This window comes from Stenotrophomonas sp. Y-13, from assembly GCF_046267925.1.
GTDB classification, from domain to species: Bacteria; Pseudomonadota; Gammaproteobacteria; order Xanthomonadales; family Xanthomonadaceae; genus Stenotrophomonas; species Stenotrophomonas acidaminiphila_A.
Genome location: NZ_CP176501.1, coordinates 115,569 through 142,508, shown reverse-complemented (window position 1 = coordinate 142,508; position 26,940 = coordinate 115,569). Strand labels below are relative to the sequence as shown.

Below are 26,940 nucleotides of genomic sequence, written 5' to 3'. Positions count from 1 at the left end.
CGCTCAGCGATCGCCTTCCCCGGCGCGCGCATCGGCATCGGCATCGCGGGCCGCTTCGGCAGCCGCGGCGGCCGCCATCGCCGCCACATCCGCAGTGGTTGCGGCCGCCATTGCCACCGGCGCTGCGGAAGCATCGGCCGCCGAGGCCGCGTCTTCCACGGAGCCGGGCGCCGGGCCGGCCGCGGCAGCCGCAGCCGCAGCCGCATTGGCGTCCACCGCCATCGTCGACCGGCTGTCGCCGGCGTCGATGAGCTGCAGCTGTTGCGCGATCTCGGCGGCGAACTGCCTGGCCACCCGCTCGCGGTCCGGCCCGGTCACCAGGGCTTGCACCTGCGGCAGCAGGCCGTTGAAGCGCGCCCGCGCCGGTTCGAACCGTGACAAGCGCCGCTCCCATTCGCCCAGCAGCATCTGGCAGTACAGCCACTGGCCATCGCGCGCGGCCTGGCCATCCGGGCATTGCCGGGCGAACGCGGCCGACGCGGCGGCCACGTAGCGCGGGTACTGCGCCGGTGAGGCCTGCCAGCTCGCCCGCTGCAGCGCACCGGCCTGCTCGGCGGCCGGCGCACCGATCACCCGCAGCAGCTGCGCCAGCCGCCAATAACTGGTTTCCGTGCCGCGCAGGCGTTGGTAGTCGGCGCTCTGCACGTAGGCGCCCAGCGCCTCAAGCTCGGTCTTGTCGAAGGCCTCGCGGAACAGCAGGAAGCCGTTGCCCGGGCACTCCACCAGCGGCCACGGCGACTGGATGGCGCCATGCGCGCGCCCGTCCAGGAAATGGCCGAACGAGGTGCCCGAGCCCATGGTGCTGGCGCTGAAGCGCTCGCCACCAATCGGGCAGACATAGTCCACCGTCATGAACGTCATCGCCGCCGCCGGCGCGGCCAGCGCCGCCAACAGCACGCCCAGCCCCATCGTGATGCGTTTCATGTCCCGTCCCTGGTCTCCGCCGAAGCGCCGACGATAGCAGTCCCGGCAGGGGGCAGTGGGCGCGGATCAGCGGCGCGCGGCGGCGCGGCCGGACACGCCGGTGCGTCCCCGGCGAGGCGCGCCTGGCCACCAGTTCCGGTCACGCGCTGGAATGGCGGCGCCCCGCTGCCCGGGAGTTGCCTGGCTCCCCGCGCACCCGGGCGACGACAACGCCACCGGCCGGCCGTGGCGGCCGGCGTGGAACGGATTGGTACAGGCCATGGCCGCGGCACGCAGCGCGCGGAAACCGGAGCGGTCGCCAGCGCGGCACGGGGGCTTCCCGGGCGAGCAGCGCTTCGGCCGCGTCGCCGTGGAGCGCCGGCGGCGGATCAGCGCTCGATGATCGCCACCACGCCCATGCCGCCGGCGGTGCAGATCGACACCAGCGCGCGGCCGCCGCCGCGTTGGGCCAGCTCCTTGGACACGGTGGCGACGATGCGCGCGCCGGTGGCGGCGAACGGGTGGCCGGTGGCCAGCGACGAACCCAGCGGATTGATCTTCTCCGGGTCGATGCGGCCCAGCGGCGCGTCCAGGCCCAGGCGGTTGCGGCAGTAGTCCTCGCTCTCCCACGCACGCAGCGTGCACAGCACCTGCGCGGCGAAGGCCTCGTGGATTTCGTAGATGTCGAAGTCCTGCAGGGTCAGGCCGTTGCGGCGGAGCATCTCCGGCACGGCGATGGTCGGCGCCATCAGCAGGCCCTCGCCATGCACGAAATCCACCGCCGCCACCTGCGCGTCGCGCAGGTACGCCAGCGGTTCGTGGCCGTGGGCGCGCGCCCATTCCTCGCTGGCCAGCAGCACCGCGGCGGCGCCGTCGGTCAGCGGCGTGGAGTTGGCGGCGGTCAGGGTGCCGCGGCCGGAAGTCTTGTCGAACGCCGGCTTCAGCGTGGCCAGTTTCTCCAGCGAGGTGTCCGGGCGCAGGATGTTGTCGCGCTCGACCCCACGGAACGGGGCGATCAGGTCGCCGAAGAAGCCGCGCTCGTAGGCGGCGGCGAGCTTGCGGTGCGAAGCCACCGCCCACTCGTCCTGCGAATCGCGCGAGATGTTCCACTCCTTGGCCATGTCCTCGCAGTGGTCGCCCATGCTCTTGCCGGTGCGCGGCTCGGCCACGCCGGGGAACTCGGGCTTGAGCTCGGACAGGCGGAACCCGGACAGCAGCGCCTTGACCTTGTCGCCGGTGGTCTTGGCGCGGTTGGCGGCCAGCAGGCGCCCGCGCAGCTTCTTGCCGTAGACGATCGGCACGTCGGAGGTGGTGTCCGAGCCGCCGCCGATGCCGGAGTCGATCTGGCCCAGGGCGATCTTGTTGGCCACGGTGATGATGCTGTCCAGCGAGGTGCCGCAGGCGCGCTGCAGGGTGATGCCCGGGGTCAGCGGCGACAGTCCGGAGGACAGCGCGGCCTCGCGGCCGAGGTTCCAGTCGCTGGGATGCTTGATCACCGCGCCCATCGCCACTTCGCCCAACTGCTGCCCGTGCAGGCCGAAGCGCTCGACCAGCGCGCCGAGGGTGCGCACCGACATGCCGAGATTGCCGACGTCCGCGTAGGCGGTGTTCTGGCGGCAGAACGGGATGCGGACACCACCGAGAATGGCGACGGGACGGGCGCTGGACATGCGGTTACCTGGGCTGGTGGGGGAAGGCGACGCGGACCTGCCTGCGGCAGCAGGCATAATGGACATTGAGTGTAGCTTCGAGCCTGTGACGGGCCAACCGCGAACCATGAGCAATCCCAACCCCGACATGAACGCACTGGGCGTGATGGCGCTGGAGCTGGCCGGTGGCCAGCAGCCGCGGCTCGCCGCGCTGCCCTCCAGCCAGGCCGGCGAACTGGCCGCGCTGGTCGGCCGCGACCTGCAGAAGCTGGTGCCGCAGGCCAGCGGGCTGGACCTGGTGCTGGCCGCGGCGCATTTCGATCCGGCCGAGGTGCTGCGCCCGGGCTGGCCGGTGCACCGGCGCCTGGAGGAACTGCAGATGCGCGCGCCCGGGCGCAACCAGGGGCCGCGCCTGCTGGCGTTCGGCGCCGATGCGTCCGGCGACGTGCCGCTGCCGCTGCAGGCCGACCCGGCGCTGACCGGTGGTGGCCTGCGGGTACTGCCGTTCGTGCTGACCGGCAGCGACGCCACCCTGCTGGCCGAGACCCGCGATGCGCTGGAAGACGTGCTGCTGGCCAACGGCATGGCCCAGGCCGATACCGCCCTGCTGGCGCAGGACGCCTTCGGCGCGCAGATCGAGCACGCGCGCTATTTCACCGTCAACGACCTGGCCGCGATGATGGCCATGCAGTACGACAACCAGGGCCTGGCCGGATTGTGGCCGCTGCTGGAGACGGCGATGTTCTCGCCGCAGCGCGAGCAGTGGCTGGACGCCGCGCCCGAGCCGCTGCTGCGTTATACCGGCAGCGAGGTACGCATGGCGCTGTTCGACCCGGCCGGCTGGTGCGCGCACTATGCGCAGGACAAGAACGACTGCGACCGCCTGCAGCGCATCTACGAGCAGTACCTGATGCGCCAGCGGCAGATGGCCGCGGTGCTCGAGGCGCACGGGCTGGACGTGCTGTACGTGCACGTCGAAGCCGGCCAGGACGCACGCGCGGTGATGGCGCACTGACGCCGGCAACCCATGGCCTGCAACGCAGAACGCCGGCATCCGCCGGCGTTCTGCATTCGTGCGGCCGGGGACGTTACTGGGCCTTGGCGATCACCGCGCAGGCCAGGCGCGCGCCGGCGTTGCCGGTGGGCTGGCTGTGGTAGTCGTCCGGGTCGGCATGGACGATCAGGCCGCGGCCGATGATGTCGAAGCCGTCGCCCTTGCCGGCGTTGACGTTGCTCGACACCGGGCCATCGACATGCGCATTGCCCTGCGCGTCGGCGACGATGTTGGGCATGTCGCCGCCATGGTGCGCCGGCGCGTCGATGCTGCCGTGTTCGGCATTGCCCGGGTTGAAGTGGCCGCCGGCGCTGCTGCCGTCCGGCGCACTGCAGTCGCCCTTCTCGTGGATGTGGAAGCCGTGCTCGCTGCCCGGCTTGAGCCCGCTGATGTCGCCACTGGCGTGCAGCCTGCCGTCGACCACGGTGAAGCGGATGCTGCCCTTGACCGTGCTGTCCTTGGTCGGCTGCAGCTCGGCGGTGGCGACGGCCGCGGCGGCGGGCGCCATCGGCGGCGGCGCGGCCGGATCGGCGGCGGGCGCCGGCGCCGGGGTTGCGGTATCGGCCGGCGTGGCGACCGGCTCGGCGTCCTGCTTGCAGGCGCTCAGCACCAGGGCGCTGGCAAGGAACAGGCTGGTGTGGATCAAACGCATCGTCGTACTCCCTTGATTGAACTGGATCGGCCGGACCACCGCATTCAGCGGGTGACGCGGATCACGCCGCAGGCGACCCGGGCGCCGGCGTTGCCCGCCGGCTGGCTGTGGTAGTCGTCGGCGTTGGCATGGACCACCAGGGCACGGCCGGCGATGTCGTTGGCCGCGCCGCCACCAAGGGTAACCCCGCGCAGGCGTACGTCCACGTGTACGACGCCTTCGGCATTGGCCTGCAGGTTGTCCATGTCGCCGGCATGGTGCGCACCGCCCCCGGCACGCCCGTGCGGCTGTGCCGCGGGATTGAAGTGGCCGCCGGCGCTGCTGGCATCGACCGCGCTGCAGTCGCCCTTTTCGTGCACGTGGAACCCGGCCTGGCCGCCACGCGGCAGGCCGCCGATCACGCCGCTGATGTGCACGCCACCGGGCTCGGGGACCAGCGCGACGCGGCCGCTGACCAGGCTGGCCGATGCCGGCGCGAGGTTGGCCTCGGCCAGCTGCGCGGTGCCCATGGCCGGCGGGGCCGGTGGCGCTTCCGGGCGCGCCGGCGGGCGCGTGCCGCAGGCGGCGAGCAGGGCGGTGGCGGTGATGGCGGGAAGACGAAGACGCATGTGTCACTCCTTGCAGGGTGCGGGCCGGGCGGCCTGCGCAGGCATGCCGGCGTGGCCCGGGGTATGCAACGGGGCAAAGATGCCCGTTCGCCACGCCCGGGTCGAGCGGGGCCGGCGCGGGCGGCGGTCACCGCGCGCCCGCTTCCGCCAGCGCGGCCGCCTCCACCTTGGCCAGGGTGTCGCGCACGTCGCGCAGCACCGCCTGGTTCTGGTCGCCGTAGACCTTGCGCATGGCCCGCAGCGACTCGTTGGCATGGACGCGGGCGGCCTGGGTCCGGCCCTGCGCCAGCTCCGCTTCGGCCAGCCCGCGCAGGATTTCCGCGGTGACGTGGTTGTCGCGCCCCAGGGTACGCCCGGCGATCTCCAGCAGCGCGCGCTGTTCCCGTTCCGACGCCTCCGCCTGGCCGTCGGCCAGCAGCCAGTTGGCGTGGTTGTGGCGGGTGATCACCGCGGAAAAGGAATCGGTACCGTAGCGCGCGGCATTCCACTCCATGGTCGCGCGGTAGTAGGGGCCGGCCTCCCTCACCTTGCCCTGCTCGCGCAGGGCGCTGCCGAGCATGCCCAGGGTGCTGACGGTAAAGCCGTTGTCGGCGCCGTACAGGCGCTCGTAGATGGCGGCCAGCTGCCGCAGTTCCGGCTCGGCGCCGGCGAAATCGCGCTGCTGCAGGCGCGCGACCGCCAGGTCACGGCGTGCCGCCAGGGTCTGGGGGTGTTCGCGGCCATGGACCCGGGTCCGCTGCCGGATCACCTCATCCAGCAGCGCCATCGCGCGCGCGTAGTCACCGCTGGTGGACAGGATCTCGGCATAGCGCTTGGCGGCGTCGAGCCGCTGCGGGTCATCGGCCGGCCGCTGCCGCGAGAGCCCGTCGAACGCCTCGCGCGCCAGCCGCGTCGCCGCGTCCGCCTGGCCCTGCACGAACAGCACCCAGGCCCGGCGCGACTGCATGTCCAGCGCCAGCCATCGATGCGCGGCGGGGCCACGCTGGGCCCGGGCGATGCCCTCGACGAATGTCGCGTCCGCCTGCTTGAGCCGGTCCGACAACAGGTAGGCCTGGCCCAGCACCTGCATCGCGCGCAGGTCCTGGAACTGCAGCCGGCCGGGGTGGGCCGCGGCCAGCGAGCGGATCGACTGCAGGTGCGCGATGGCGCGGTTGTACTCTTCCAGGCCGACCTGGTTGACCGCGATGATCAGTTCCACGTCGGCCAGGATGTCCGGATAGGCCGCCAGCTCCCGCACCGCACGCTGCGAGGCGTCGTCGAGCACCCGCAGCATCAGCGTCTTGTCCATGTCCTGCGAGACCGCCGGATCGACGCTGTCCAGCACCGACGCCAGGAACTCGGACGTCACCCTGGCCCGCGCCGCCTCCTGGCGCGCCTCGCGCAGCGACCAGGTGGTCGCGGCCAGGCCCGCGACCAGCGCCACCGCCACCGCGGCCGCGGCCGCCACCGCCAGCCGGTTGCGGCGCACGAAGGTACGCACGCCCAGCCATCGCGCCGGTCCTGCCGCATGTGGCGGATAGTGCGCCAGCCAGCGCCGCAGGTCGTCCAGCAGCGACGACACCGAGGCGTAGCGCGCGGCGCGCTCGGGCTGCAGGGCCTTGAGCGCGATCGCGTCGAGGCCGTCGCGCAGGGCGCGCCGCAGCCGGGCCGGGGTGCTGCCGCGCTGGGCCGCCAGCTCGGCGCGCCGGGCCGGCGGCTGCTCGCGCAGATACCGCGACGGCGGCACGGGGGACGCTTCCGGCGGCGCGCCGCAGGCCAGCTCGTACAGCAGCGCCCCCAGCGAGTAAACGTCGCTGCGGGCATCGGTGTCGTTGCCGGGGCGGGCCTGCTCCGGGCTCATGTAGCCGGGGGTGCCGCCCCCCGGGGCGTCGTCGGCAGCGGCGGCATCCATGGCGATGCCGAAATCGATGATCTTGGGCAGCGGCTGGCCGTCGACCGCGGCGACCAGGATGTTGCCCGGCTTCAGGTCGCGATGGATGACGCCCTTCTGGTGCGCGTGCTGCACGCCTTCGGCGGCCTTGGCCAGCAGCTCGACGCGCTGGCGCAGGTCGACCCGGTGCTGGTCGCACCAGGCGGAGATCGGCTGCCCGTGGATGTACTCCATCACCAGCCAGGCGCGGCCGTCGGCATCGATGCCGGCGTCGTGGATCTGCGCGATGGCCGGGTGCTGCATCTGCGCCAGCAGGCGGCACTCGTATTCGAAATGCCGGTGGCGGCGCTCGTCCAGCGCGGTGGCACGCACCAGCTTGAGCGCAACCTGGCGCTCGTAGGCGCCATCGGCGCGCCGCGCCAGGTACACCCGGCCCATGCCACCGGCGCCGATCATCCGTTCCACCGCCCATGGCCCGAACCGCGTGCCCGGCATCACCTCGGCCTCGCTGGCCTGGGCCGCCACCTTGACCGCCTCGCGCAGCGGCGCGTGCAGGCGCGTGGGATCGGTATCGGCGGCCAGCAGCGCCAGCAGTTCGCGCTGCAGCTCCGGATCGTCACCGGTCTGCGCGTGGATGAAAGTGATCCGTTCGGCCTCGGGCAGTTCGGTGGCGCGGTGGAACAGATCGGTAAGGCGCTGCCAGGCGTCGGTGTTCAACAGCGCCTCGCATGCCGGCGGCGGGCTGCCGTCGCTATCGCGGACGGCGCGCGGCCCGGGCGTCGTGCCTGGGTGGCCGTGTCCTGACGTGGCGCCCGCATCTCCATGGGGGGCCGATGATACACGCCCACCCGGCGCCGATCCGCCGGGTCGCGGCGGGCGCGCCGCACGGGTTCTTCAGCGCTTGCGGCCCGGCCCCAGCTTGCGCGTCAGCGTGTTGCGGCCGACGCCGAGCCGCGCCGCGGCATCGCCGCGGTGGCCGTCGGTGGCGGCCAACGCCGCGTCGAGCAGCACCGCCTCCATGCGCTCGCGCACTTCGGCGTGCAGGCCGCTGGCGCCCTCGGCCAGGCGTTGCCGCGCCCACTGCGCCAGCGCCTGGTCCCATTGCCCGGGCGCCGCCGCGGCCGCGCCGGGGCGGGCACGGCCACCACGGGCCAGCGCCGCCTGCACGTCGGCCGCGGAAATGGTGTCGGCCACCGCCAGTGCCGCCAGCCGCCAGCACACGTTTTCCAGTTCGCGCACGTTGCCGGGCCAGTCGTGCTGGCGCAGGGCCTGCAGGGCGGCGGCGGACAGGCGCTTGGGCGGCATGTCCAGCCGCCGCGCGGCGTTGCCCAGGAACGTCGCGGTGAGCGTGACCACGTCGTCCAGGCGTTCGCGCAGCGGCGGCAGCCACAGCCGCACCATGTCCAGCCGGTGCAGCAGGTCGGCGCGGAAGCGGCCCTGCTCGACCAGTGCCTCCAGGTCCTGGTGGGTGGCGGCGACCACGCGCACGTCGACATGGATCAGTTCGCGCCCGCCGACGCGGAAGAACTCGCCTTCGGCCAGTACCCGCAGCAGCCGCGTCTGCAGCGGCAGCGGCATGTCGCCGATCTCGTCCAGGAACAGGGTGCCGCCATGCGCCTGCTCGAAGCGGCCGATGTGGCGCCTGGCCGCGCCGGTGAAGGCACCGGCCTCGTGGCCGAACAGTTCGCTCTCCAGCAGCTCGGCGGGAATGGCGGCGGTGTTGAGCGCGACGAACGGGCCGCGCGCGCGCGGCGATTCACGGTGCAGCGCGTTGGCCACCAGCTCCTTGCCGGTGCCGGTCTCGCCGTTGATCAGCACCGACAGTGGCGCCTGCGCCAGTCGCCCGATGGCGCGGAACAGCGCGCGCATGGCCGGGGTGTCGCCGATCAGCTGCGGCGCGTCGTCGCCCGCCGCCGGCGCCGGCACCGGTGCCGCGTCCACGCGCGGCTCCGGTTCGGGCAGCGCGCGCCGCGCCAGCTCCACCGCGTCATCCAGGTCGAACGGCTTGGACAGGAACTCATGCGCGCCGCCACGGAACGCACCGGCGGTGCTGGCCACGTCGGTGTAGGCCGACATCACGATCACCGGCAGCTGCGGGTGCGCGGCCTTGAGCTTTTCCAGCAGCACCAGCCCGTCGTCGCCGGGCATGCGCACGTCGGTGAACAGCAGGTCGGGCGCCGGCTGCCGCGCCAGCGCGGCCAGTGCCGTGGCGGCGCTGTCGAAGCCCTCCACCGCGTAGCCGGCGTCGCGCAATGCGGTACTCAGGACGAAGCGCACCGCGCGGTCGTCGTCGACCACCCAGATCGTCGCCGCCGGGGGGGACACGTCAGCCATCGGCCACCTCCTTTTCCTCGCTGGCGACCGGCAACGGCAGCAGCAGGGTGAACACGGTGTGCCCGGGACGCGAGCGGAAGCTCAGGGTGCCGCGGTGCTCGCGCGCCACCTGCTGGGCCAGTGCCAGGCCGAGCCCGGTGCCTTCGGCGCGGCCGCTGACCAGCGGCAGGAACAGGTGTTCGGCCAGGTCCTCGGGCACGCCGCGCCCGTCGTCGGCCACTTCCAGCCGCAGCGCCAGCGGCGAGGCGTGTTCGGCGGTGCGCACGCCGTGTTCGACCCGGGTACGCAGCACGATGCGGGTGGCGCCGGCCTGGATCGCATTGCGCACCAGGTTGAGCAGGGCCTGGGTCAGGCGGTCGGCGTCGCCGGCGAACTCGGGAATGCTGGGGTCGTAATCGCGCTGCAGCTGCAGGGTCCAGCCGGCCTCGTTCTCGGCCAGGCGCAGCACCCGCTCGAGCGCGGCATGGATGTTGAGCGGCGCGTGCGGCCGCTGCGGTGCCGGTGACAGCAATTGTTCGAGCAGGGTGTTGAGGCGTTCGATCTCCGCGCCGATCAGTTCGATCAGCTCGCCCTCCGCCGCATCGCGGTTGCCGGCACGGCGCGCCAGCAGCTGCGCCGCGCCCTTGAGCCCGGCCAGTGGGTTGCGCAGCTCGTGGGCCAGGCCCTTGAGCGCCGCGCTGAAGGCGCCGGGCAGCACCTGCGCCGGATCGGGCGCGGCGAACTCGTCCACCGGGTGCGCTTCCAGCAGCCAGCCGCCGGCGTCCAGCGCGGTCAGCCAGCCCTCGGCGAACCGCGAGCGCTCGCCCGGCAGGGCCAGTGCCAGCCGCGGCAGGCGCATGGCATCGACGCCGTCCCAGCCCTGTGCCAGGCGCTCGGCGAGGTCGTCGCCCTGGCTCTCCAGCGATGCCAGCGGCTGCCCCAGCAGGCGCCGCACGCTGACCCCCAGCCAGCGGCAGAACGCCGGGTTCGCGCCGGCGATGCGGCCGTCCGCCGCGGTCCACACCAGCGGCGTGGCCAACAGCTCGGCGGGGGGCGGGAGGGCGGTGTCGTGCATTGCACCAATGTAGTGCAAAGGCGCCTGCCGTGCCGACTGCGACGGGGCCGGCGGCGTGCAGCCGTCCGGCCCGTCGCGCTCAGGCCTCGTAGGCCGATTCGCCATGGGTACTGATGTCCAGGCCGGTGCGCTCGGCTTCCTCGCTCACGCGCAGGCCGACCAGCGCGCGCACCACCAGCAGGACCGCCGCGGTGACCGCCGCGCTCCACAGCACGGTGAAGCCGACACTGACCGCCTGCACCCACAACTGATGGGCAATATCCAGGCCCGCCTTGGTGCCGCCCAGCGACTGCGCACTGAACACGCCGGTCAGCAGCGCGCCGACGATGCCGCCGACACCGTGCACGCCGAAGACGTCGGCGGTGTCGTCCGCCCGCAGCAGGCGCTTCAGGCCTGTGACGCCCCATACGCAGAGCATGCCGGTGACCAGGCCGATCACGATCGCGCCCAGCGGCCCCACCGTGCCGCAGGCCGGCGTCACCCCGACCAGGCCGGCGACCGCGCCCGAGGCCGCGCCCAGTGCCGAGGGGTGGCCCTTGGTCACCGCCTCCACCAGCGTCCAGCCCAGTACCGCGGCGGCGGTGGCCAGCAGGGTGTTGATGAACGCCAGCGACGCCACGCTGTCGGCCGCCGCCGCCGAGCCGGCGTTGAAGCCGAACCAGCCCACCCACAGCAGCATCGCGCCGAGCCAGGTCAGCGGCAGGTTGTGCGGCTTCAACGCCACGTGCCCATAACCCAGGCGCTTGCCGACGAACCACGCCGCCACCAGCCCGGCGACGCCGGCATTGATGTGGACCACGGTGCCGCCGGCGAAGTCGATGGCGCCCATCGCCCCCAGCCAGCCGCCCCCCCAGACGCTGTGCGCCATCGGCAGGTAGCCCAGGGTGAACCACAGCGCCGAGAACAGCAGCACCGCGCGGAAGCGGATGCGTTCGGCGAAGGCGCCGACGATCAGCGCGGTGGTGATGCCGGCGAAGGTGGACTGGAATGCCACGAACAGGTAATCCGGCAGGCCGGCGATGGGGGTGCCCCCCACCGAGTCCGGGGTGAAGCCGTGCAGGAAGGCGAACCGGGTGAACGAGCCGAACAGCGCGTTGCCCTCGCTGAACACCGCGCTGTAGCCGTAGCCGACCCACAGCAGCAGTACCAGCGAGAACACCACCAGCACCTGGCTCAGCACCGACAGCACGTTCTTGGCGCGCACCAGGCCGCCGTAGAACAGCGCCAGCCCGGGCACCACCATCATCAGCACCAGCAGCGTGGAGGTGAGCATCCAGGCCACGTCGCCGCGGTCGAACGCCGGCGCGGCCGGCTGCGCGCTGGCTGCGAGCGGAAGCAGCGCCAGCGCCAGGCCGGCGAGCGTGGGCGACGGGCACAGACCACCGAGCCGGGCCCTGGGCCCGGTGAAAAATTGCGTTCGCATTGTCGACTCCGGTTGTGGGGGAAGCAGCCGGCGACCGGGCCCGTGCTGGCGGCTGGCCGCCACGGAGCCGGGCGTCAGCGGGTCTTCAGAGCGCGTCGGCGCCTGTCTCGCCGGTGCGGATGCGCACCACCTGCTCGAGCGGGGTGACGAAGATCTTGCCGTCGCCGATCTTGCCGGTGCCGGCGGCCGCCTGCAGGGTTTCGATCACCGCCTCGACGTTGTCGTCGGTGACCGCGGTTTCGATGCGGATCTTGGGCAGGAAATCGACCACGTACTCGGCACCGCGGTACAGCTCGGTGTGGCCCTTCTGGCGGCCGAAGCCCTTGACCTCGGTGACGGTGATGCCGGACACGCCGGCCGCGCCGAGGGCCTCGCGGACCTCGTCGAGCTTGAACGGGCGGATGATGGCGGAGATCAGTTTCATGCGCAGGTCCCGATGTGGAGGAGACCGGCCGCCGCGGGCCGGCATCGTGTCATCCAGCGGCCATGCAACGGCCGCTGGCGGTGCGCCGGATGCGCCGCGCGGCGGTGAGGCCTGGCCCACGCGACGCGTTTCCGGGTTCTCTTGCCACTGCCTGATAGTGCCGGGTTTGCCGCCGGGGGCGGCGATGGCGAAAGCGGGAGGGGAGGGACTTTGCCATCGCCGCCGTTGCCGGCGGCAAGGGGGTGCGGCGGCCGCGCGCAGGCGGCCGCCCGGCATCAGCTGGCGTAGTACAGCTGGTATTCCAGCGGATGGGTGGCGGCGCGGAACGCGGTCACTTCCTTCATCTTCAGCGCGATGTAGGCGTCGATGAAGTCGTCGCTCATCACCCCGCCGGCCTTGAGGAACTCGCGGTCCTTGTCCAGCGCTTCCAGTGCCTGGTCCAGCGAGGAGCAGACCTGCGGGATCAGCTTCTCTTCCTCCGGCGGCAGGTCGTACAGGTCCTTGTCCGAAGGAGCACCGGGGTCGATCTGGTTACGGATGCCGTCCAGGCCGGCCATCATCAGCGCGGTGAAGGTCAGGTAGCCGGACTGGATCGGGTCGGGGAAACGCATCTCGATGCGCCGCGCCTTCGGGTTGGACACCCACGGGATGCGGCACGATGCCGAGCGGTTGCGCGCCGAGTAGGCCAGCATCACCGGTGCCTCGAAGCCGGGCACCAGGCGCTTGTAGCTGTTGGTGCCCGAGTTGCTGAAGGCGTTGATGGCGCGGGCGTGCTTGAAGATGCCGCCGATGTACCACAGCGCCATCTGCGACAGGCCGCCGTAGCCGTCGCCGGAGAACAGGTTCTTGCCCTCCTTGGCCAGCGACTGGTGCACGTGCATGCCGCTGCCGTTGTCGCCGACCAGCGGCTTGGGCATGAAGGTCACGGTCTTGCCGTTGCGGTGCGCCACGTTCTTGATGACGTGCTTCATCCGCTGCAGTTCGTCGGCCTTGGTCACCAGGGTGTTGAACTTGGCACCGATCTCGCACTGGCCGGCGTTGGCCACTTCGTGGTGGTGCACCTCGACCTCGATGCCGACCTGCGTCAGCACCTTGCACATCTCGGCGCGGATGTCGTGCAGCGAATCGGTCGGCGGCACCGGGAAGTAGCCGCCCTTGACGGTCGGACGGTAGCCGCTGTTGGCGCCGTCATAGTGCTTGCCGGTGTTCCAGGCGCCTTCCTCGGAGTTGATCTTGAAGAAGGTGTGGCCCATGTCGTTGGCGAACTGGACCGAGTCGAAGATGAAGAATTCCGGTTCCGGGCCGAAGAACGCCAGGTCGGCGATGCCCGAGGACTTCAGGTAGGCCTCGGCGCGCTTGGCGATGCCGCGCGGGCAACGGCCATAGCCCTGCATGGTGGCCGGGTCGAGCACGTCGCAGGTCAGCACCAGGGTCGGGTCGGCGTAGAACGGGTCGACGTAGGCGCTGGCCGGGTCCGGCATCAGCACCATGTCCGATTCGGCGATGCCCTTCCAGCCGGCGATCGAGCTGCCGTCGAACATCTTGCCTTCCTCGAACAGCGACGGCTCGACGATGGAGACCGGGAAGGTCACGTGCTGCTCGATGCCGCGCATGTCGACGAAACGCAGATCGACGAACTCGATCTGGTTGTCCTTGATGAGCTTCTCGATATTTTCCAGGGACATCGGGCAAAACCTCGGTGGAAGTGGCGTGCGCTGTCTACAGCAACTCGCGTGCCAACTTCCGCAGGCAGGCAACTCCTTGTTTTCAAAGCGTTGCGTTGGCCTGCGCCTGGTCGTGATGCACCAACATGGTGCATTTCAGCCAGTCACGCACCAGACAAGTGCATGGCCGGCGATGCTCTATCCTTTGCCGGTCATTCGCCCGTCCACGCTCATGTCCGACCCGATTTCCGCTCTGCTGCTTGGCATCCTCGAAGGCCTCACCGAATTCCTCCCCGTTTCCAGTACCGGCCACCTGCTGATCGCCGAACGCTGGCTGGGCGCCCGCTCGGACTTCTTCAACATCGTCATCCAGGCCGGCGCCATCCTCTCCGTCGCCCTGGTGTTCCGGCAGCGGCTGTGGTCGCTGGCCACCGGCCTGGGCGACCCCGGCAACCGCGATTACGTGCTGAAGCTGGCCACCGCGTTCCTGGTGACCGCGCTGGTCGGCCTGCCGGTACGGCTGGCCGGCTGGCAGTTGCCGGAGACCGTCACCCCGGTGGCCTGGGCGCTGGTGTTCGGCGGCGTGTGGATGCTGCTGGCCGAAGGCTTCGCCGCGCGCCTGCCCGACCGCGACAGCGTCACCTGGAAGGTCGCCGTCGGCGTCGGCCTGGCGCAGGTGGTGGCCGGTGTATTCCCCGGCACCTCGCGCTCGGCCGCGGCGATCTTCCTGGCCATGCTGCTGGGCCTGAGCCGGCGCGCTGCCGCCGCCGAGTTCGTGTTCCTGGTCGGGATCCCGACCATGTTCGCCGCCAGCGGCTACGCGTTCTTCGAGCTGGCCCGCCATGGCCAGCTCGCGCACGAGGCGTGGAGCGACGTTGGCATCGCCTTCGCCGCCGCGGTGGTGACCGGTTTCGTCGTGGTGAAGTGGCTGCTGGGCTACATCAAGCACCATCGCTTCACGGGCTTCGCGGTATACAGGTTGGCCTTGGGCGCCGCATTGCTGCTGTTCCTGCCTGCTGGACACTGAATGCGGATAGCCGCCGATAACCCCGGCGGCCAGCGTCATGCGTTCTGCCCTCCGTCCTTTCCACCTGCTTCCCGAAGGAGTTCCCGATGAAGCGCATCCTGCTGCTGGCCCTGCCCGTCGCCCTGATGGCCGCCTGCAACAAACCCGCCTCCAGCGACGCCCCGGCCGCTGCCAACCCGCCCGCGGCCAGCACCGCAGCGGCCGCTGCCCCTGCCCCGGTGGACGGCAAGCAGCTGGGCGCCAACCACTGGGTGCTCGACACCGCCACTGACAGCGCCGGCAAGCGCATCGATGCCTTGTTCGCGCGCGCCGACAAGCCGGTCACCCTGGACTTCGCCGATGGCCGCCTGGCGGTGGACAACACCTGCAACCGCATGGGCGGGGGCTACACCCTGGCCGGCGACCAGCTCAGCGTCGCGCGCCTGGCGTCGACGATGATGGCCTGCGCCGACCCGGCACTGATGGCGCTGGACCAGGCCGTGGGCAGCCGCCTGGAAGGCACGCTGAAGATCGGCCAGCCCGACGCCTCCACGCTGGTGCTGACCAACGCCGCCGGCGACGTGCTGCGCTTCCGCGGCGAACCGACCGCCGAGACCCGTTACGGCGGCCCCGGTGAAACCGTGTTCCTCGAGGTGGACGCGCATACCCAGCCGTGCCCGCACCCGTTGATCCGCGACAAGCAGTGCCTGCAGGTGCGCGAGGTGCAGTACGACGACAAGGGCCTGGAGCAGGGCAAGCGCGGCGCGTTCGCCAACTTCTACGACGGCATCGAGGGCTACAGCCACCAGGAGGGCGTGCGCAACGTGCTGCGGGTCAAGCGCTATGCGGTGAAGAACCCGCCGGCCGACGCGTCTTCGCAGGCCTACGTGCTGGACATGGTGGTCAGCTCGGAAACGGTGAAGAAGTAACCGCGCTGCGCCACACCCCGGAAACGACGAAGGGCGCCGCGCGGCGCCCTTCTTCCTGGTCCCGTGGGGTCACGCCAAGGCCGGGTTGAGCGTGTAGGTGCCATGCAGCGCCGCTTCGGCCAGCACGTGGCCGTGCATGGCGCGGTACACGTCAGCGGCGCTGAAATCGCCTTGCACCGGCAGCCGTTCCACGTCCAGCGCGAACAGGCGGAAGAAATAACGGTGCACGCGCTCGTCGTTGAACGGCGGGTACGGGCCGTCGTAGCCACGGTAGACCCCGGCCAGCTCCGGATTGCCGGCGAACCAGGCGGTGTAGTCGTTCACGCCCTGGCGCGCGCCTTCCGGCCCCGGTGGTGGCTGCTTGCCTCGCGCGCTGAAACCATCGCTGCAGCTGCCCGCCGCGATCTCGCGCAGCGACGCGGGAATGTCCACCATCACCCAGTGGATGAAGTCGCCGCGCGGCTGCGCCAGCGGAATGCTCACGTCGTCGCGGCCGACCAGTTCCGGCACGGTCGGGACATCCGGGTCCACACATACAAGCGCGAACGAGCGCGTGCCTGCCGGCACCTCGCTCCACGCCAGCTGTGGGTTGCGGTTGCCGGCGAAGCCGCTGGCGTCGCCGGCGGCGAATGCGGCCGGGATCGGCCGACCATTGTCGAAACTCTGGCTGCTCAGTTTCATTGTCTTCTCCTCTGGGGTGGGGCGCCGGCCATGCCGGCGCCTGCCGCTACGGGGGAACCGGATGCTCAGGCCTCGGGGTAGCCCAGGCGCGCGGCGACCGGCGCCAGGTGCGCGAACTCGGCCGCCAGCACCTGCGCGTAGCGGCGCCAGTGGCCGGCCTCGATGGTGGCCGGGCCAAGGCTGCGCACCGGCGGGAAGCGCAGCCCGAAGGCCTGCTCCAGCAGCGCGCCCATCGCCGCCGGGTCGTTGACCGCGGCGTCGATGCGCAGGATCAGATGGGTATACAGGTCCTGTTCGTTGAGGTCGGCCACCTGTTCCAGCACCCGCGCCAGCCAGCGCGCGGCCTCGTCGGCCGAGGTCAGCGCGAGCGGCGCCGGCGCGCCCAGCGCCAGCCATTCGACCAGCATGTCGCGCGGGTCGCGCACCGCAACCACCAGGCGGCCCTCCGGCAGCTGCGGGCGCAGCGCCCACAGCAGGGCGTTGTCCCACCACAGCAGCCAGTCGATCACGTTGCCATCGGCAATGCCGCGCGCCGGCAGGGCGTCGCGCCACTGCTGCACGAACTGCGCCGGGCTCAGGGTGTCGTCGGCCAGGTGCTGCAGGGTATGGAAGTTCTGGAAGGCATCGTCCGGCGGGTTCGGGCCGAAGCGGTCGCCACGCAGCACCTGGCTGCCGGCGGCCATCACCGACACCACGCGCTCCACGCCCGAGCCCGGGGCGCCCCACACGAACAGCGGGCGCAGCGGGTTGTCCTGGGCGACTTCGCCCAGCGCCGGCCATTGCGCCGGGGCCTTGGCCTGCGGCGGCAGCGGCAGGCGCGACGGCGCCAGTTCAGCGTGCAGGCGCAGCCAGGTGGCCAGCGCCGCGGCCGGCTCGTTGGCCCGGTCCTGCACCGCGCCCAGCCAGACCCGCAGTTCCGGACGCGCGGCTTCCGGGGCGTTGTCGATCAACGCCTGGACGTGGGCGATGGCCGCGGCCGGCTCGCGCGCCAGCAACGCCTCGACGATGCGCTGTTCGCCGCTGACGCGGCCCGGCTCCAGCGCGACGATGCGCCGCGCCACGGCCTCGGCGGCGTCCGCTTCCCCGTTCATGTCGTGCAGGCGCATGCGCGCTTCCAGCGCCGGCAGGTGGTCGGGCATCGCCGCCAGCCAGCGTTCGACCACCTCCACCGCTTCCGGGCTGCCGACCGGTGCCACCGCCAGCCGCGCCAGCCACAGGTCGTGCAGCTGCGGGTGCACGTCCAGCGTCGCGTCCAGGTCGGCGCGCGCCTCGTCCTCGCGGCCAAGCCGCTGCCAGGCCACAAGCAGCATCTGCAACGTGGCGCGGTCGCCGGGCAGTTCCGCCAGCAGCGGGCGCAGGTACTCCAGCGCCTGCAGCGGCTGGCCCGAGGCCAGTTCCAGCTCGCCGGCCAGGCGGCGCATGCCCGGGCTGTCGCCTTCCGCGGTGGCCAGCACCTGGCGCATCACCTCGGCGGCACGGTCGGCATGGCCCTGGCGCAGCGCCAGCTGCACCAGCAGGCCGCGCAGGGCGTGGTTGGACGGGTTCAGCTCCAGCACGCGCCGGAACGCCTGCTCGGCGAAGGCCAGCAGGTCCTTGGCCAGATAGGCGAAGCCCAACGCGTAGAGCACGCGCGGGTCGTCGGGCAGGCGCTGGCTGGCGGCCGACAGGACCGCCAGCGCGCGGTCGGCGTCACCGCGGCGCAGCGCGACCATGCCTTCGATCGCGCCCAGCTCCGGGCTGTCCGGCTCGACCCGCGCGGCCATGCGGCCCAGGCGCTCGGCCTCGTCGATGTCCTCGCGCGCCAGCGCCAGGTGCGCCTGCATCAGGTAGGCGGAAAATTCGTTGGGGTTGAGCGCGGTGGTGCGCTCCAGCGCCTGCCCGGCGTCATCGATGCGGCGCTGGGCCAGCAACAGGCCGGCATGCTGCAGGTGCAGGTCGGCATCGTCCGGCGCCAGGGCCAGGGCCTGCTCCAGGCTGGCCTGGGCGGCGTCGGCATCGCCGCGCTGCTGGAGGGCCAGCGCCAGCCAGCGGTGGGCCTGCGGTTGCTGCGGTTCGGCGGCGACCCATTCGCGGGCCGTGGCCACGGCTTCGTCGGTGGCGTTGCGGCGCAGGGCGTTGATGATCGTGTCTTGCATGGCGGTCCGGCGTAAGCGCAAAACGCCATTGTAGCCGGGCCGTGGCGCGCCCCCGCCGGCAGCGCCAGCGGCGGCTCAGGCGCCAAGCGCGGGCACCGCCCCCTGCGCTGCCGGGCGCACGCCCACCGCGGCGGCCAGCCGTTGCGCCACCCAGCGCTCGGAAAAGCCATCGCCACGCAGGTTCTCTATGAAGCCGCAGTGGCCACCCCAGCGCGCGATCTCCAGCCGTGCGTGCGCCGGCAGGCGCCAGTGGCGGAAGGAGGTGAACGGAATCACCGGATCATCGCGCGCCATCAGGATGTCGGCCGGCACCTCCAGCGCGGACAGGCGCGGGCCGGCGATGGAGTAGCCGTCGAAATAGTCCTGCAGCGTGGCGAAGCCGGTATGCCGCTCCACCAGCCAGCCGGTCAGCGCGCGGATCCCCAGCTTCAGCACCGCGTCGTCGCAGTCGGCCAGCTCCGGGAACAGAGCGCGCTTGCGCCGCAGCGAGCCGGTCCACTTGCGGCGGAAGTACCAGTCGTACATCGCCGGGCCGCGTTCGATGCTGTCCATGGTCTGCGCCGGTTCCAGCACCGGGCACACCGAGGCCACGTGGCGCAGCGGCACGCCGGCGGCGGGCGCGTGCAGGGCCAGGCGCAATGCGAAGTTGCCGCCCAGCGAATACCCCGCCGCGACCAGCGGCAGGCCGGGAAAGCGGCGGGCCACGTCGCCGGTGGCATGCACCACCTCGCCGATGCGGCAGGAATGGAAGATCCCCGGGTTGAGGTGGTGGGTGTTGCCGTGGTCGCGGAAGTTCAGCCGCACCACCTCGAAGCCCTGCTCGAGCATCCGCGCGGCGGTCATGCGCATGTAGCTGGACTCGGCGCTGCCCTCCCAGCCGTGCAGCAGCAGCGCCAGGCCGACCGGCGCCGCCCTGCCCGGCAGGCGGCTGTGCCAGGCCTGCAGGCGCACGCCGTCGCCGCCGTCGAGGATCAGTTCGCGGGTGAGCGCGCCACTGGCCGCCAGCAGCTGCTGGCCGCGGCGCAGGCGCACCCCGCTGGATGCCAGCATCGACTGCAGGTGCGGATTGCGCAGCCACGGCGGCGGTTGGTAGTGGGCGACGCTCAACATGGCGGCCATGCTGCGCCCGTGCGCCGGTAGAGCGCGTGAACCCGCGCCGGCGGCCGGCCGCCGCTCACGGCTGTCCGGCGCTGCGGGAGGCGTGCCACCGCAACACGTCGTTACGGGCCTTCCATCGCCGCGATGATGCGCGCGCGCGAGGTCTCGGCGATGCGCCGGCGCCCTTCCAGGTCATGGCTGGCGACCGGCTCCAGGAAGTGCACTTCGGCGCGGCGCGCCGGTTCGCCGAGCAGGCGCAGGAAGTTGCCGAAGAAACTCTCGCCCGGCGCGAACGCGACCCGGGTCTGGGCATCGCCGCGCACGCCGTAGCGCAGGGCCACCGGCTGCACCGGCACGCCGGTTTCCACCGCCGCCTGGAAGATGCGCGCATGGAACGGGCCGACCTCGTGGCCGCCGCGGGTGCGCCCTTCCGGGAACACCGCCACCGGCCGGCCCTCGCGCAGCCGCTTGGCCATTTCCTCCATCACCCCGCCCAGCGACTCGGTGTTGCCGCGCTGGTGGTAGATGGTGTGGCCGCGGCTGGCGAGCCAGCCCACCAGCGGCCAGCCGGCGATCTCGCGCTTGGCCACGAAACCGACCATTTTCTGGCTGTGGATCATGCTGATGTCGACCCAGCCGACATGGTTGGCGACGAACAGCACCGCCCCCGGCAACGGCTGGCCGGTGCGCTGCAGGCGGAAGCCGAAGATCCACATCAGGCCGCCCGACCACCAGCGCACCACCTTGTGTTCCAGCGGATCGGTGGCCGCGCCGAGGCGGCCGAACGGCGGCGCCATCAGCAGCAGGATCAGCGGCAGGAAGATCACGACGTGGACCAGCAGCAACGGCACGCGGTACAGATAGCGGAACGCACGCGCCACGCTGCCCGGGCGGGCGGGACGGGGGGAAGTCATCCGCGCAAGATACCGGATGCGGTCCGGCTTCCGCCAGCACATGGCGACCGCCTGCCCGGCTCCTCACCCCGGGGCCCGGGCAACGCGGTATAAATCCGCTCACGCCTACAGGGGAGCGTGGACATGGAGCGGTTATCGCGGTCGCTGGCCGGGGACATGCTGCCGCTGTTGTCGGCGGCGCTGGAGCAGGTCGACAGCGGCGTGATCGTGTTCGATGGCCAGAACCGCATCGTGTACTTCAACAAGGCCATGGAAGCCCTGTCCGGCTGGTCGCGCGACGAAGTGGCGGGGCGCAACCTGGGCTTCCTGGCGCCGGCCGCCATGCGCGAGCGCTACGACAGCGATCTGCATCCGGGCGCGGCCAACCGCGTGCGCGAACTGGCCAGCCAGCCGCGCGACGTGCAGATGGTGCGCAAGGACGGCCAGACCCGCTGGATCAGCGTGTCGGTGGCCAGCACCCCCGCGACCGAGGGCCGGCTGCACATGGCATTCGTCCGCGACGTGACCACGCGGCGCCAGCGCCAGGAGCGCGAGCGGCTGCTGTCGCTGGGGTTCGACGAGACCCAGAGCGCGGTGCTGATCACCGACGCCCGCGGCCGCGTGGTGCATCTGAACAAGGGCTTCTGCCGGCTGTTCGGGTTCGATGCCAGCCAGGTCCTGCGCCGCCACGTCGCCACGCTGCTGGTGCCCGACCGCGCCCGGCGCCGCACCACCCTGGCCCAGGCCGCGCGCCTGCTGGCCGGCGAGCCGGTGTGCTGCGACGAACGCGTGGCCTGCCACGACGGCCGTCCGCTGTGGTGCGCGATCAGCATCAACCCGATCTTCGACGACTACGGCACCCTGGCCAACCTGGTCATCGTGCTGATGGACATCACCCACACCAAGGTGCACGAGGTGCTGCAGCACCGGATGCTGGACGCGCTGGTGCGCGAGGTTCCCACCAGCGAGGTGATGCAGATGATGTGCCGCGACGTCGAGCAGATCGCACCGCAGGTGCTGTGCTCGGTGCTGCGGGTGGAGGACGGGCGCCTGCGCACGCTGGCCGCGCCGAGCCTGCCCGAGGCCTACACCCGGCAGGTGGACGGCATCCCGGTCGGTCCGGGGGTCGGCTGCTGCGGTACCGCCGCGCATACCGGGCAGATGGTGGTGGCGCGCGACATCGCGCTGGACCCCAACTGGCAGGGCATCAGCCACATGGCGCTGGAGCACGGGCTGGCGGCCTGCTGGTCCACCCCGATCAAGGCCAGCGACGGCCGCGTGCTGGGTACGTTCGCCTTCTACTACCGCCGCCCGCACGACCCGGATGCCTTCCACCGGCGGCTGGTGGACGTCATCGTGCACCTGTGCGCGCTGGCGCTGGAGCGCGAGGAGGCGCGCAACCGCATCCGCCGGCTGGCGTTCTACGACGATCTCACCGGCCTGCCCAACCGCAACCTGCTGCATGCCCAGGCCGACCAGGCGATCGCCGCGGCGGCCGCCGCCGAGCAGGCGCTGGCGGTGCTGTTCATCGACCTGGACCGCTTCAAGCAGATCAACGACTCGTTCGGCCACCCCGGCGGCGACCAGCTGTTGCGCGTGGTCTCGCGCCGGCTGCAGGAAGAGGCCGGGCCGGGGGACATCGTCGGCCGCCTGTCCGGCGACGAGTTCGTGATGGTGCTCACCCTGTGCGATGCGCACTCCGCCGGCGAGCGCACCGAACGCATCCTGCGCCGGCTGTCGCTGCCGCTGCCGCTGGACGACGTGCAGATCCGGCCGTCGGCCAGCGTCGGCATCAGCATGTTCCCGCACGACGGCCACGACACCGAAACCCTGCTGCACCATGCCGACGTGGCCATGTACCAGGCCAAGAACAGCGGCCGCAACGGCGCGCGGTTCTACTCGCGCGAGATGGACCACAACGCGCAGGAGCGGCTGGCGCTGGAGACCGCGCTGCGCGAAGCGGTCGAGCAGCGCCAGCTGCACCTGCATTACCAGCCGCAGGTGGGCATCGGCGACGGCCGCCTGCGCGGGGTGGAGGCGCTGGCGCGCTGGCGGCACCCGCGCCTGGGCGACGTGCCGCCGATGCAGTTCATCCCGCTGGCCGAGGAATGCGGGCTGATCGGCGACATCGGCCACTGGGTGCTGGAACAAGCCTGCGCGCAGCTGGCGCACTGGCGGCGCACCGGGCTGGAGGTGCCGTCGGTGGCGGTGAACCTGTCGCCGACCGACTTCCACGACCTGGACCTGCCGCTGCGGATCGAACAGGTACTGCGGCGCGAAGGACTGCTGCCGGGCGACCTGAAGGTGGAGATCACCGAGGACGTGCTGCTGGATACCGACCCCAGCACCCTGCGCACGCTGCACGCGGTGCATGCACTGGGCGTGCGCCTGTCGATGGATGATTTCGGCACCGGCTATTCCAGCCTGAGCTACCTGCGCCTGCTGCCGATCAGCGAACTCAAGCTGGATCGCAGCTTCGTGCGTGGCATCGAGAACGACGAAGTGGCCAGCGCCCTGACCCGCGCCATCGCCCACATCGGCCAGAGCCTGCGGCTGACGGTGGTCGCCGAAGGCGTGGAAAGCGGCGAACAGCTGCGCCTGCTCGGCGAACAGGGCTACGGCATCGCCCAGGGCTACCACTTCACCCCGGCGCTGCCCGCGCACGAGCTGGACAGCTGGATCCGCGAGCATCTGCCGGCCGCCGCGTTCGCGCACGCATGAGCCGGGGCGCGCCGGGGCCCGGCATGCCTGCGCTCAGGCCGGTACCACCGCCAGGGTCAGGCGCGAGACGCACACCGGCTTGCCGGCCTCGTTGTCGATGCGGATCTCCCAGACCTGGGTGGTGCGCCCGACATGCAGCGCGCGCGCGGTGCCGGTGACCATGCCACTGCGCGCCGCACGCAGGTGGTTGGCGTTGATCTCCAGCCCCACGCAGACCTGGCTGGCGGTGTCCACGCACAGGTTGCCGGCGCTGCTGCCCAGGGTTTCGGCCAGCACCACCGAGGCGCCGCCGTGCAGCAGTCCGTAGGGCTGGCGGGTGCGTTCGTCCACCGGCATGGTCGCCTGCAGCCAGTCGTCACCGGCCGCGGTGAAGACGATGCCGAGGTGCTCGATCAGCGTGCCCCGGCTGAGGCGATTGAGTTCGTCCAGTGAAACGGGGGCGCGGAAAGCCATGGCGATGACCGGTGTGGGGGCAGGCCAGTTTACGGTGCCGCGCGCGGGCCGGGCTCAGGCGAACAGATCGTCCTGCGGCGGCGGATAGCGCAAGCGGCCATCGACCACGCGTGCGCTGGCGGTGAGCACGTGCGGTCGCGTCGGGCCGGCATCGAGGATGTGCCGCACCGGGATGCCGCGCACGCTGAGCAGATCGGCGATCAACCGGCGGTGGCAGCGCCACCACGGTGCTTCGGCGCACATCAGCGCGGTGCGGCGGCGCGCGGCCAGTTCCAGCAGCCGCGCCAGCCCGTCGGCGAACTCGGTGCTGTCCAGGTGGTCGGCGTAGCCCTGGAAGGCGGCGTTGCGCCAGGCCCCGTTGGGCGAGCCGGGTCGCGCACGGCGACGCCCGCCCAGCTGCGGCAGCCACAGGTAATCGATCCCCGCCGCCGGAAGCGCGTGCGCCAGCGTCCCGCCGGCAAACCAGGGATGGCGCCGCGAACCCGGGAAGCGGCGCACGTCGGCCACGGCCTGGATGCCGTGCCCGCCCAGCAGCGCGAGGAAATCCTCCCGGCTGCGGGTGGAATGGCCGATGGTCCAGAGCGTCACGGCGCCTTCCATGTCAGCCGATCTTCTCCGGTGTCATGCCGCGGGCATGCGCCCGGACGACACGGCCGGCGACGCGGCCGGCTTCGGAGTTCCAGCGCACGGGGTCGCCGCGCTGGAAGGCGCTGCCCATCGGCATCCTCGGTGCAGGCAGGGCGACGGCCATTGCAACCGAGGCCACGTCCACGCGCCGTGTGCGCGCTACAGGATCGGTACCAGCCCCGCGCCGAACGCGGTCAGCATGCGCACCAGCAACCACTTGGGGCCGACGTCGACCTCGGGGAAGTCGCCCACCGGCACGTAGCAGCGGCGGAAATCCGGGTCGTGCCGCGACAGCGGCAGCGGGCACTCCGGCCCGGGCTGGAAGGCGTAGTTGGTGGCGTAGCGCCACGGCCACACGTCGAGCACGGGCAGTGCCTCGGACGCCTTGCCCAGGCTGTAGTTCAGGCCCGACAGCACCGGCGCCTTCTCGCGCGGCGCCACCACCCAGGCATTGTCCGGCGCGATGTCGCGCAGGATGCTCTGCGCCAGCCGCTCGGCGAACACCGGGTCGTCGATGATCACCGCGCCCTCGGTGTTGTAGTTCTCGCTGCGCGGGTCGAAGTTGTGGGTACCGACCACGCCGATGCGGCGGTCCACCACCAGCGATTTGGCATGCAGGCCCATGCGCGCGCCGCGGCGGGTGACCGGCAGCGGGCGGTTGGCCGCCTTGCTGCCGAGGAACGAGGGCCGGGTCTCGGTGCGCAGCACCTCGCGCTCGACCTCGCTGCCGTCGGCGCCGGCGCGACGCCCGGAACCGCTGCCGCGCACGTTGCTGCCGGCCGCGCTCGCCCCGATCAGGCGGTGCGGCGGCGGTGGCAGCCCGGTCCCGTCCAGTGCCGAGGACAGCAGGTTGTCCGGGGCCACCGGCGGATCCAGCGGGAACGGCTTGTACTCGTAGATATCGAAGCCCAGCACGCGCAGGTTGCGGCGCTTGTACTTGTAGGCCATCGCATACACGATCGGGTTGTCGGTCGCCGCCAGGCTGTTGGTCGACACCACCACCCGTGGTGGTTGCGGGCGCGCGCGCAGGTCCTTGAACAGCTGCTGCGCTGGTTCGGACAGCACCAGGTACGGCGTCTGCAGCAGGACTTCGGACCGGGCGCCGGAGATCAACGTGTCCAGCCGCGGTTCGCTGGGGTTGGGCAGCGGGTCGCGGCGGTGCTTGCGCGGCAGGTCGGCGACATAGGCCACCGCGCGCACCGGCAGCGCGGTATCGACGAACGCCTCGGTGACGAACGCCGGGTCGGCCGCCTCCGCCGCGGCGCGCGCCACCCGCTCCGGGCGCATGAAATGCGCCGCCGGCATGTCCGGCACGCCATGCCGCAGCAGGGTGCGGCCGACATCGTTCAGGCGCTCGGCCGGCACGCTGCGCGGCGCGTCCCAGAAGGACTGGAAGTTGGCGGCCATCTCGCGCGCCTCGGGCCCGGCCACCACCACGTCGCGGTCGCGGAAGTTGTACTCGCGGTCCCAGTCGTAATAGTCGTCCTGGTAGTTGCGGCCGCCGACCACGCCGACCACCCCGTCCACCACCAGCAGCTTGTTGTGCATGCGCTGGTTGAAGCGGCGGAAGCAGCACAGCACGCTGCCGGCGTAATCGAAGTAGTTGAGCTTGGCCTTGCCGAACGTGGGGTTGTAGATGCGCAGCTCGAAGTTGGCGTGCGCGCCGGACAGCGCGGCGAGCATCTGCACGTCCGATATGGCCGAGAGCTGGTCGATCAGCACCCGCACCCGGACCCCGCGGCGGGCGGCGTCCAGCAGCGCGTCGATGATCATGCGCGCGCTGTCGTCGGTATCGAAGATATAGGTCTGCAGGTCGATGCTGCGGGCGGCGCTGTGGATCAGGTTGAGCCGCGCCACCAGCGACAACTCGCCCTCGTCGAGGATCGTGGCGTAGTGCCGCGGCGCGCCGGCGGCCGCCGAATCGGCCATGGCTTGGGCGCCAAGCGCGCGCAGCGGCGAATCCAGCGCGCAGCGATCGGCGCGGTCGCAGTCCAGCGCGGTGGGGCGGGCGGACACGGCGATGCCCTGCGCACGGTCGCGCTGCTGCGGCGACAGCGACGCGCAGCCGCCGGCCAGCACGGCCGCGCCGAGCAGCACCAGTCGCAGCAGCAGGTTCACGGCCGGGAAGCGCCCAGCAGGCGCGTACGCAATATGAAGGTCACACGGTCACCGAGGGCAAACTGCCAGCTGTCCATGCCGTAACGACCGCGCTGCACGGTACCCCGGCTTACCAGGTCGCAATCATAGCCCGGGCGGGCGCATTCCGGCGCCTCCAGGCGCAGCACCTCGCGCCGGCTGATACCACGGATGGTCAGCCGCCCCTGCACGCTGCCGCCGCGCTCGACGATGTCCGGTTCGTAGGGATCGGACTCGAACTCGACCAGCGGGTGCCGCTGCGCGTCGAAGAATTCCTCGCCGCGCATCCAGCCGGTGTAACGCGGCTTGCCGGGAATCTCGACGTACTGGGTGAACATGCGCAGGCGCACCTGGTGGCGGCCGTCGGGCAGCACCGTGATCCAGCCATCGAAACGCGGGAACTGGCCCTCGATCCGCTGCCCGAAGCGGGTGCGGATCTCGAAGCCGAAGCGCGAGTGGTCGGTATCGAACTGCAGCGGCTGCGCCGCGGCCGCCGTGCCCGTCGCCGCCAGCCAGCTCAGCAGCAGTCCGCAACGCACCCACCGCATGTGTTCAGTCCCTGTCCACGGCCCCGGGCCAGCGTGCGGCCATGCACGCACGCCCAGCCGGCTTCCGGCCTGTGCCGC

Annotated in this window: 22 protein-coding genes; 4 read left to right on the top strand and 18 right to left on the bottom strand. The window is 71.8% G+C overall.

Annotation, left to right across the window (positions count from 1 at the left end):
* Positions 1-3: 3 nt before the first annotated feature.
* Together ACJ7VY_RS00570 and ACJ7VY_RS00565 are read right to left on the bottom strand one after the other, a co-directional pair.
* Complete coding sequence (locus ACJ7VY_RS00570) at positions 4-924, bottom strand: hypothetical protein (RefSeq protein ID WP_409476136.1); 921 nt, start codon at positions 922-924, stop codon at positions 4-6.
* 368 nt (positions 925-1,292) lie between these two features.
* On the bottom strand, positions 1,293-2,573 hold the full coding sequence (locus ACJ7VY_RS00565; protein WP_409476135.1) for an acetyl-CoA C-acetyltransferase: 1,281 nt from the start codon (positions 2,571-2,573) through the stop codon (positions 1,293-1,295).
* Between the two features lie 106 nt (positions 2,574-2,679).
* Between ACJ7VY_RS00565 and ACJ7VY_RS00560 the strand changes: the two genes are divergently transcribed.
* Positions 2,680-3,567 carry a hypothetical protein gene (locus tag ACJ7VY_RS00560; protein ID WP_161614874.1) on the top strand — a complete coding sequence of 296 codons (888 nt, stop codon included), beginning with the start codon at positions 2,680-2,682 and terminating at the stop codon, positions 3,565-3,567.
* Positions 3,568-3,640: 73 nt separating this feature from the next.
* Here ACJ7VY_RS00560 and ACJ7VY_RS00555 read toward each other — a convergent pair whose 3' ends face one another.
* The 8 genes from ACJ7VY_RS00555 to glnA form a co-directional block, all read right to left on the bottom strand.
* A complete protein-coding gene (locus ACJ7VY_RS00555; RefSeq protein ID WP_409476134.1) occupies positions 3,641-4,258 on the bottom strand; it encodes a superoxide dismutase family protein in 618 nt (205 codons plus the stop codon).
* A 44-nt stretch (positions 4,259-4,302) separates the two neighbouring features.
* Positions 4,303-4,866 (bottom strand): superoxide dismutase family protein, encoded by a 564-nt coding sequence (locus ACJ7VY_RS00550; RefSeq protein ID WP_293761123.1) that lies wholly within the window; start codon positions 4,864-4,866, stop codon positions 4,303-4,305.
* Between the two features lie 127 nt (positions 4,867-4,993).
* The gene (locus ACJ7VY_RS00545) at positions 4,994-7,453 is read right to left on the bottom strand and encodes a protein kinase domain-containing protein (RefSeq protein WP_409476133.1); all 2,460 of its coding nucleotides are present in this window, start codon (positions 7,451-7,453) and stop codon (positions 4,994-4,996) included.
* A gap of 177 nt (positions 7,454-7,630) precedes the next feature.
* Entirely contained in the window at positions 7,631-9,070 is a 1,440-nt protein-coding gene (gene ntrC, locus ACJ7VY_RS00540; RefSeq protein ID WP_409476132.1) for a nitrogen regulation protein NR(I), read from the bottom strand.
* Complete coding sequence (locus ACJ7VY_RS00535) at positions 9,063-10,124, bottom strand: two-component system sensor histidine kinase NtrB (RefSeq protein ID WP_409476131.1); 1,062 nt, start codon at positions 10,122-10,124, stop codon at positions 9,063-9,065. Before ACJ7VY_RS00535 ends, ntrC begins: the two co-directional genes overlap by 8 nt.
* Positions 10,125-10,203: 79 nt before the next feature.
* Positions 10,204-11,547: an ammonium transporter gene (locus ACJ7VY_RS00530; protein WP_161615011.1), complete on the bottom strand. Its 1,344-nt coding sequence runs from the start codon at positions 11,545-11,547 to the stop codon at positions 10,204-10,206.
* A gap of 85 nt (positions 11,548-11,632) precedes the next feature.
* A complete protein-coding gene (locus ACJ7VY_RS00525; RefSeq protein ID WP_056932548.1) occupies positions 11,633-11,971 on the bottom strand; it encodes a P-II family nitrogen regulator in 339 nt (112 codons plus the stop codon).
* 275 nt (positions 11,972-12,246) lie between these two features.
* Positions 12,247-13,656, bottom strand: coding sequence for a type I glutamate--ammonia ligase (gene glnA / locus ACJ7VY_RS00520; RefSeq protein WP_104937687.1), 1,410 nt, complete (start codon positions 13,654-13,656; stop codon positions 12,247-12,249).
* Between the two features lie 211 nt (positions 13,657-13,867).
* On the opposite strand from glnA, the gene ACJ7VY_RS00515 reads away from it, so the two are divergent.
* Together ACJ7VY_RS00515 and ACJ7VY_RS00510 are read left to right on the top strand one after the other, a co-directional pair.
* Positions 13,868-14,662, top strand: coding sequence for an undecaprenyl-diphosphate phosphatase (locus ACJ7VY_RS00515; RefSeq protein WP_104937686.1), 795 nt, complete (start codon positions 13,868-13,870; stop codon positions 14,660-14,662).
* Positions 14,663-14,748: 86 nt separating this feature from the next.
* Positions 14,749-15,570, top strand: coding sequence for an META and DUF4377 domain-containing protein (locus tag ACJ7VY_RS00510; protein WP_313249695.1), 822 nt, complete (start codon positions 14,749-14,751; stop codon positions 15,568-15,570).
* Positions 15,571-15,639: 69 nt separating this feature from the next.
* On the opposite strand, the gene ACJ7VY_RS00505 is transcribed toward ACJ7VY_RS00510, so the two are convergent.
* The 4 genes from ACJ7VY_RS00505 to ACJ7VY_RS00490 form a co-directional block, all read right to left on the bottom strand.
* Positions 15,640-16,251: a YbhB/YbcL family Raf kinase inhibitor-like protein gene (locus tag ACJ7VY_RS00505; RefSeq protein WP_104937684.1), complete on the bottom strand. Its 612-nt coding sequence runs from the start codon at positions 16,249-16,251 to the stop codon at positions 15,640-15,642.
* Between the two features lie 65 nt (positions 16,252-16,316).
* The gene (locus tag ACJ7VY_RS00500; protein ID WP_409476130.1) at positions 16,317-18,386 is read right to left on the bottom strand and encodes a tetratricopeptide repeat protein; all 2,070 of its coding nucleotides are present in this window, start codon (positions 18,384-18,386) and stop codon (positions 16,317-16,319) included.
* A 75-nt stretch (positions 18,387-18,461) separates the two neighbouring features.
* The gene (locus tag ACJ7VY_RS00495) at positions 18,462-19,493 is read right to left on the bottom strand and encodes a YheT family hydrolase (RefSeq protein ID WP_409476775.1); all 1,032 of its coding nucleotides are present in this window, start codon (positions 19,491-19,493) and stop codon (positions 18,462-18,464) included.
* Positions 19,494-19,606: 113 nt separating this feature from the next.
* On the bottom strand, positions 19,607-20,398 hold the full coding sequence (locus ACJ7VY_RS00490; protein WP_161615006.1) for a 1-acyl-sn-glycerol-3-phosphate acyltransferase: 792 nt from the start codon (positions 20,396-20,398) through the stop codon (positions 19,607-19,609).
* Between the two features lie 123 nt (positions 20,399-20,521).
* Here ACJ7VY_RS00490 and ACJ7VY_RS00485 point away from each other — a divergent pair, with 123 nt between their 5' ends.
* Entirely contained in the window at positions 20,522-23,098 is a 2,577-nt protein-coding gene (locus ACJ7VY_RS00485; protein ID WP_409476129.1) for an EAL domain-containing protein, read from the top strand.
* A 33-nt stretch (positions 23,099-23,131) separates the two neighbouring features.
* On the opposite strand, the gene ACJ7VY_RS00480 is transcribed toward ACJ7VY_RS00485, so the two are convergent.
* From ACJ7VY_RS00480 to ACJ7VY_RS00465, 4 genes are all read right to left on the bottom strand, one after another.
* Positions 23,132-23,551 carry a hotdog fold thioesterase gene (locus tag ACJ7VY_RS00480; RefSeq protein WP_104937681.1) on the bottom strand — a complete coding sequence of 140 codons (420 nt, stop codon included), beginning with the start codon at positions 23,549-23,551 and terminating at the stop codon, positions 23,132-23,134.
* A gap of 54 nt (positions 23,552-23,605) precedes the next feature.
* Entirely contained in the window at positions 23,606-24,151 is a 546-nt protein-coding gene (locus ACJ7VY_RS00475) for a DUF488 family protein (protein ID WP_409476128.1), read from the bottom strand.
* 186 nt (positions 24,152-24,337) lie between these two features.
* Positions 24,338-26,296 (bottom strand): phospholipase D family protein, encoded by a 1,959-nt coding sequence (locus ACJ7VY_RS00470; protein ID WP_313249704.1) that lies wholly within the window; start codon positions 26,294-26,296, stop codon positions 24,338-24,340.
* The gene (locus tag ACJ7VY_RS00465) at positions 26,293-26,862 is read right to left on the bottom strand and encodes a YceI family protein (protein ID WP_161615002.1); all 570 of its coding nucleotides are present in this window, start codon (positions 26,860-26,862) and stop codon (positions 26,293-26,295) included. The genes ACJ7VY_RS00470 and ACJ7VY_RS00465 overlap by 4 nt, the downstream gene beginning before the upstream one ends.
* Positions 26,863-26,940: the final 78 nt, after the last annotated feature.

Bases quoted from the DNA above. Each gene is read 5' to 3' on its own strand.
- ACJ7VY_RS00570 (WP_409476136.1), bottom strand. From the start codon at position 924: ATGAAACGCATCACGATGGGGCTGGGCGTGCTGTTGGCGGCGCTGGCC.
- ACJ7VY_RS00505 (WP_104937684.1), bottom strand. From the start codon at position 16,251: ATGAAACTGAGCAGCCAGAGTTTCGACAATGGTCGGCCGATCCCGGCC.
- ACJ7VY_RS00565 (WP_409476135.1), bottom strand. From the start codon at position 2,573: ATGTCCAGCGCCCGTCCCGTCGCCATTCTCGGTGGTGTCCGCATCCCG.
- ACJ7VY_RS00535 (WP_409476131.1), bottom strand. From the start codon at position 10,124: ATGCACGACACCGCCCTCCCGCCCCCCGCCGAGCTGTTGGCCACGCCG.
- ACJ7VY_RS00490 (WP_161615006.1), bottom strand. From the start codon at position 20,398: ATGACTTCCCCCCGTCCCGCCCGCCCGGGCAGCGTGGCGCGTGCGTTC.
- ACJ7VY_RS00555 (WP_409476134.1), bottom strand. From the start codon at position 4,258: ATGCGTTTGATCCACACCAGCCTGTTCCTTGCCAGCGCCCTGGTGCTG.
- ACJ7VY_RS00550 (WP_293761123.1), bottom strand. From the start codon at position 4,866: ATGCGTCTTCGTCTTCCCGCCATCACCGCCACCGCCCTGCTCGCCGCC.
- ACJ7VY_RS00525 (WP_056932548.1), bottom strand. From the start codon at position 11,971: ATGAAACTGATCTCCGCCATCATCCGCCCGTTCAAGCTCGACGAGGTC.
- ACJ7VY_RS00515 (WP_104937686.1), top strand. From the start codon at position 13,868: ATGTCCGACCCGATTTCCGCTCTGCTGCTTGGCATCCTCGAAGGCCTC.
- ACJ7VY_RS00560 (WP_161614874.1), top strand. From the start codon at position 2,680: ATGAGCAATCCCAACCCCGACATGAACGCACTGGGCGTGATGGCGCTG.
- glnA (WP_104937687.1), bottom strand. From the start codon at position 13,656: ATGTCCCTGGAAAATATCGAGAAGCTCATCAAGGACAACCAGATCGAG.
- ACJ7VY_RS00500 (WP_409476130.1), bottom strand. From the start codon at position 18,386: ATGCAAGACACGATCATCAACGCCCTGCGCCGCAACGCCACCGACGAA.
- ACJ7VY_RS00485 (WP_409476129.1), top strand. From the start codon at position 20,522: ATGGAGCGGTTATCGCGGTCGCTGGCCGGGGACATGCTGCCGCTGTTG.
- ntrC (WP_409476132.1), bottom strand. From the start codon at position 9,070: ATGGCTGACGTGTCCCCCCCGGCGGCGACGATCTGGGTGGTCGACGAC.
- ACJ7VY_RS00510 (WP_313249695.1), top strand. From the start codon at position 14,749: ATGAAGCGCATCCTGCTGCTGGCCCTGCCCGTCGCCCTGATGGCCGCC.
- ACJ7VY_RS00530 (WP_161615011.1), bottom strand. From the start codon at position 11,547: ATGCGAACGCAATTTTTCACCGGGCCCAGGGCCCGGCTCGGTGGTCTG.
- ACJ7VY_RS00480 (WP_104937681.1), bottom strand. From the start codon at position 23,551: ATGGCTTTCCGCGCCCCCGTTTCACTGGACGAACTCAATCGCCTCAGC.
- ACJ7VY_RS00465 (WP_161615002.1), bottom strand. From the start codon at position 26,862: ATGCGGTGGGTGCGTTGCGGACTGCTGCTGAGCTGGCTGGCGGCGACG.
- ACJ7VY_RS00475 (WP_409476128.1), bottom strand. From the start codon at position 24,151: ATGGAAGGCGCCGTGACGCTCTGGACCATCGGCCATTCCACCCGCAGC.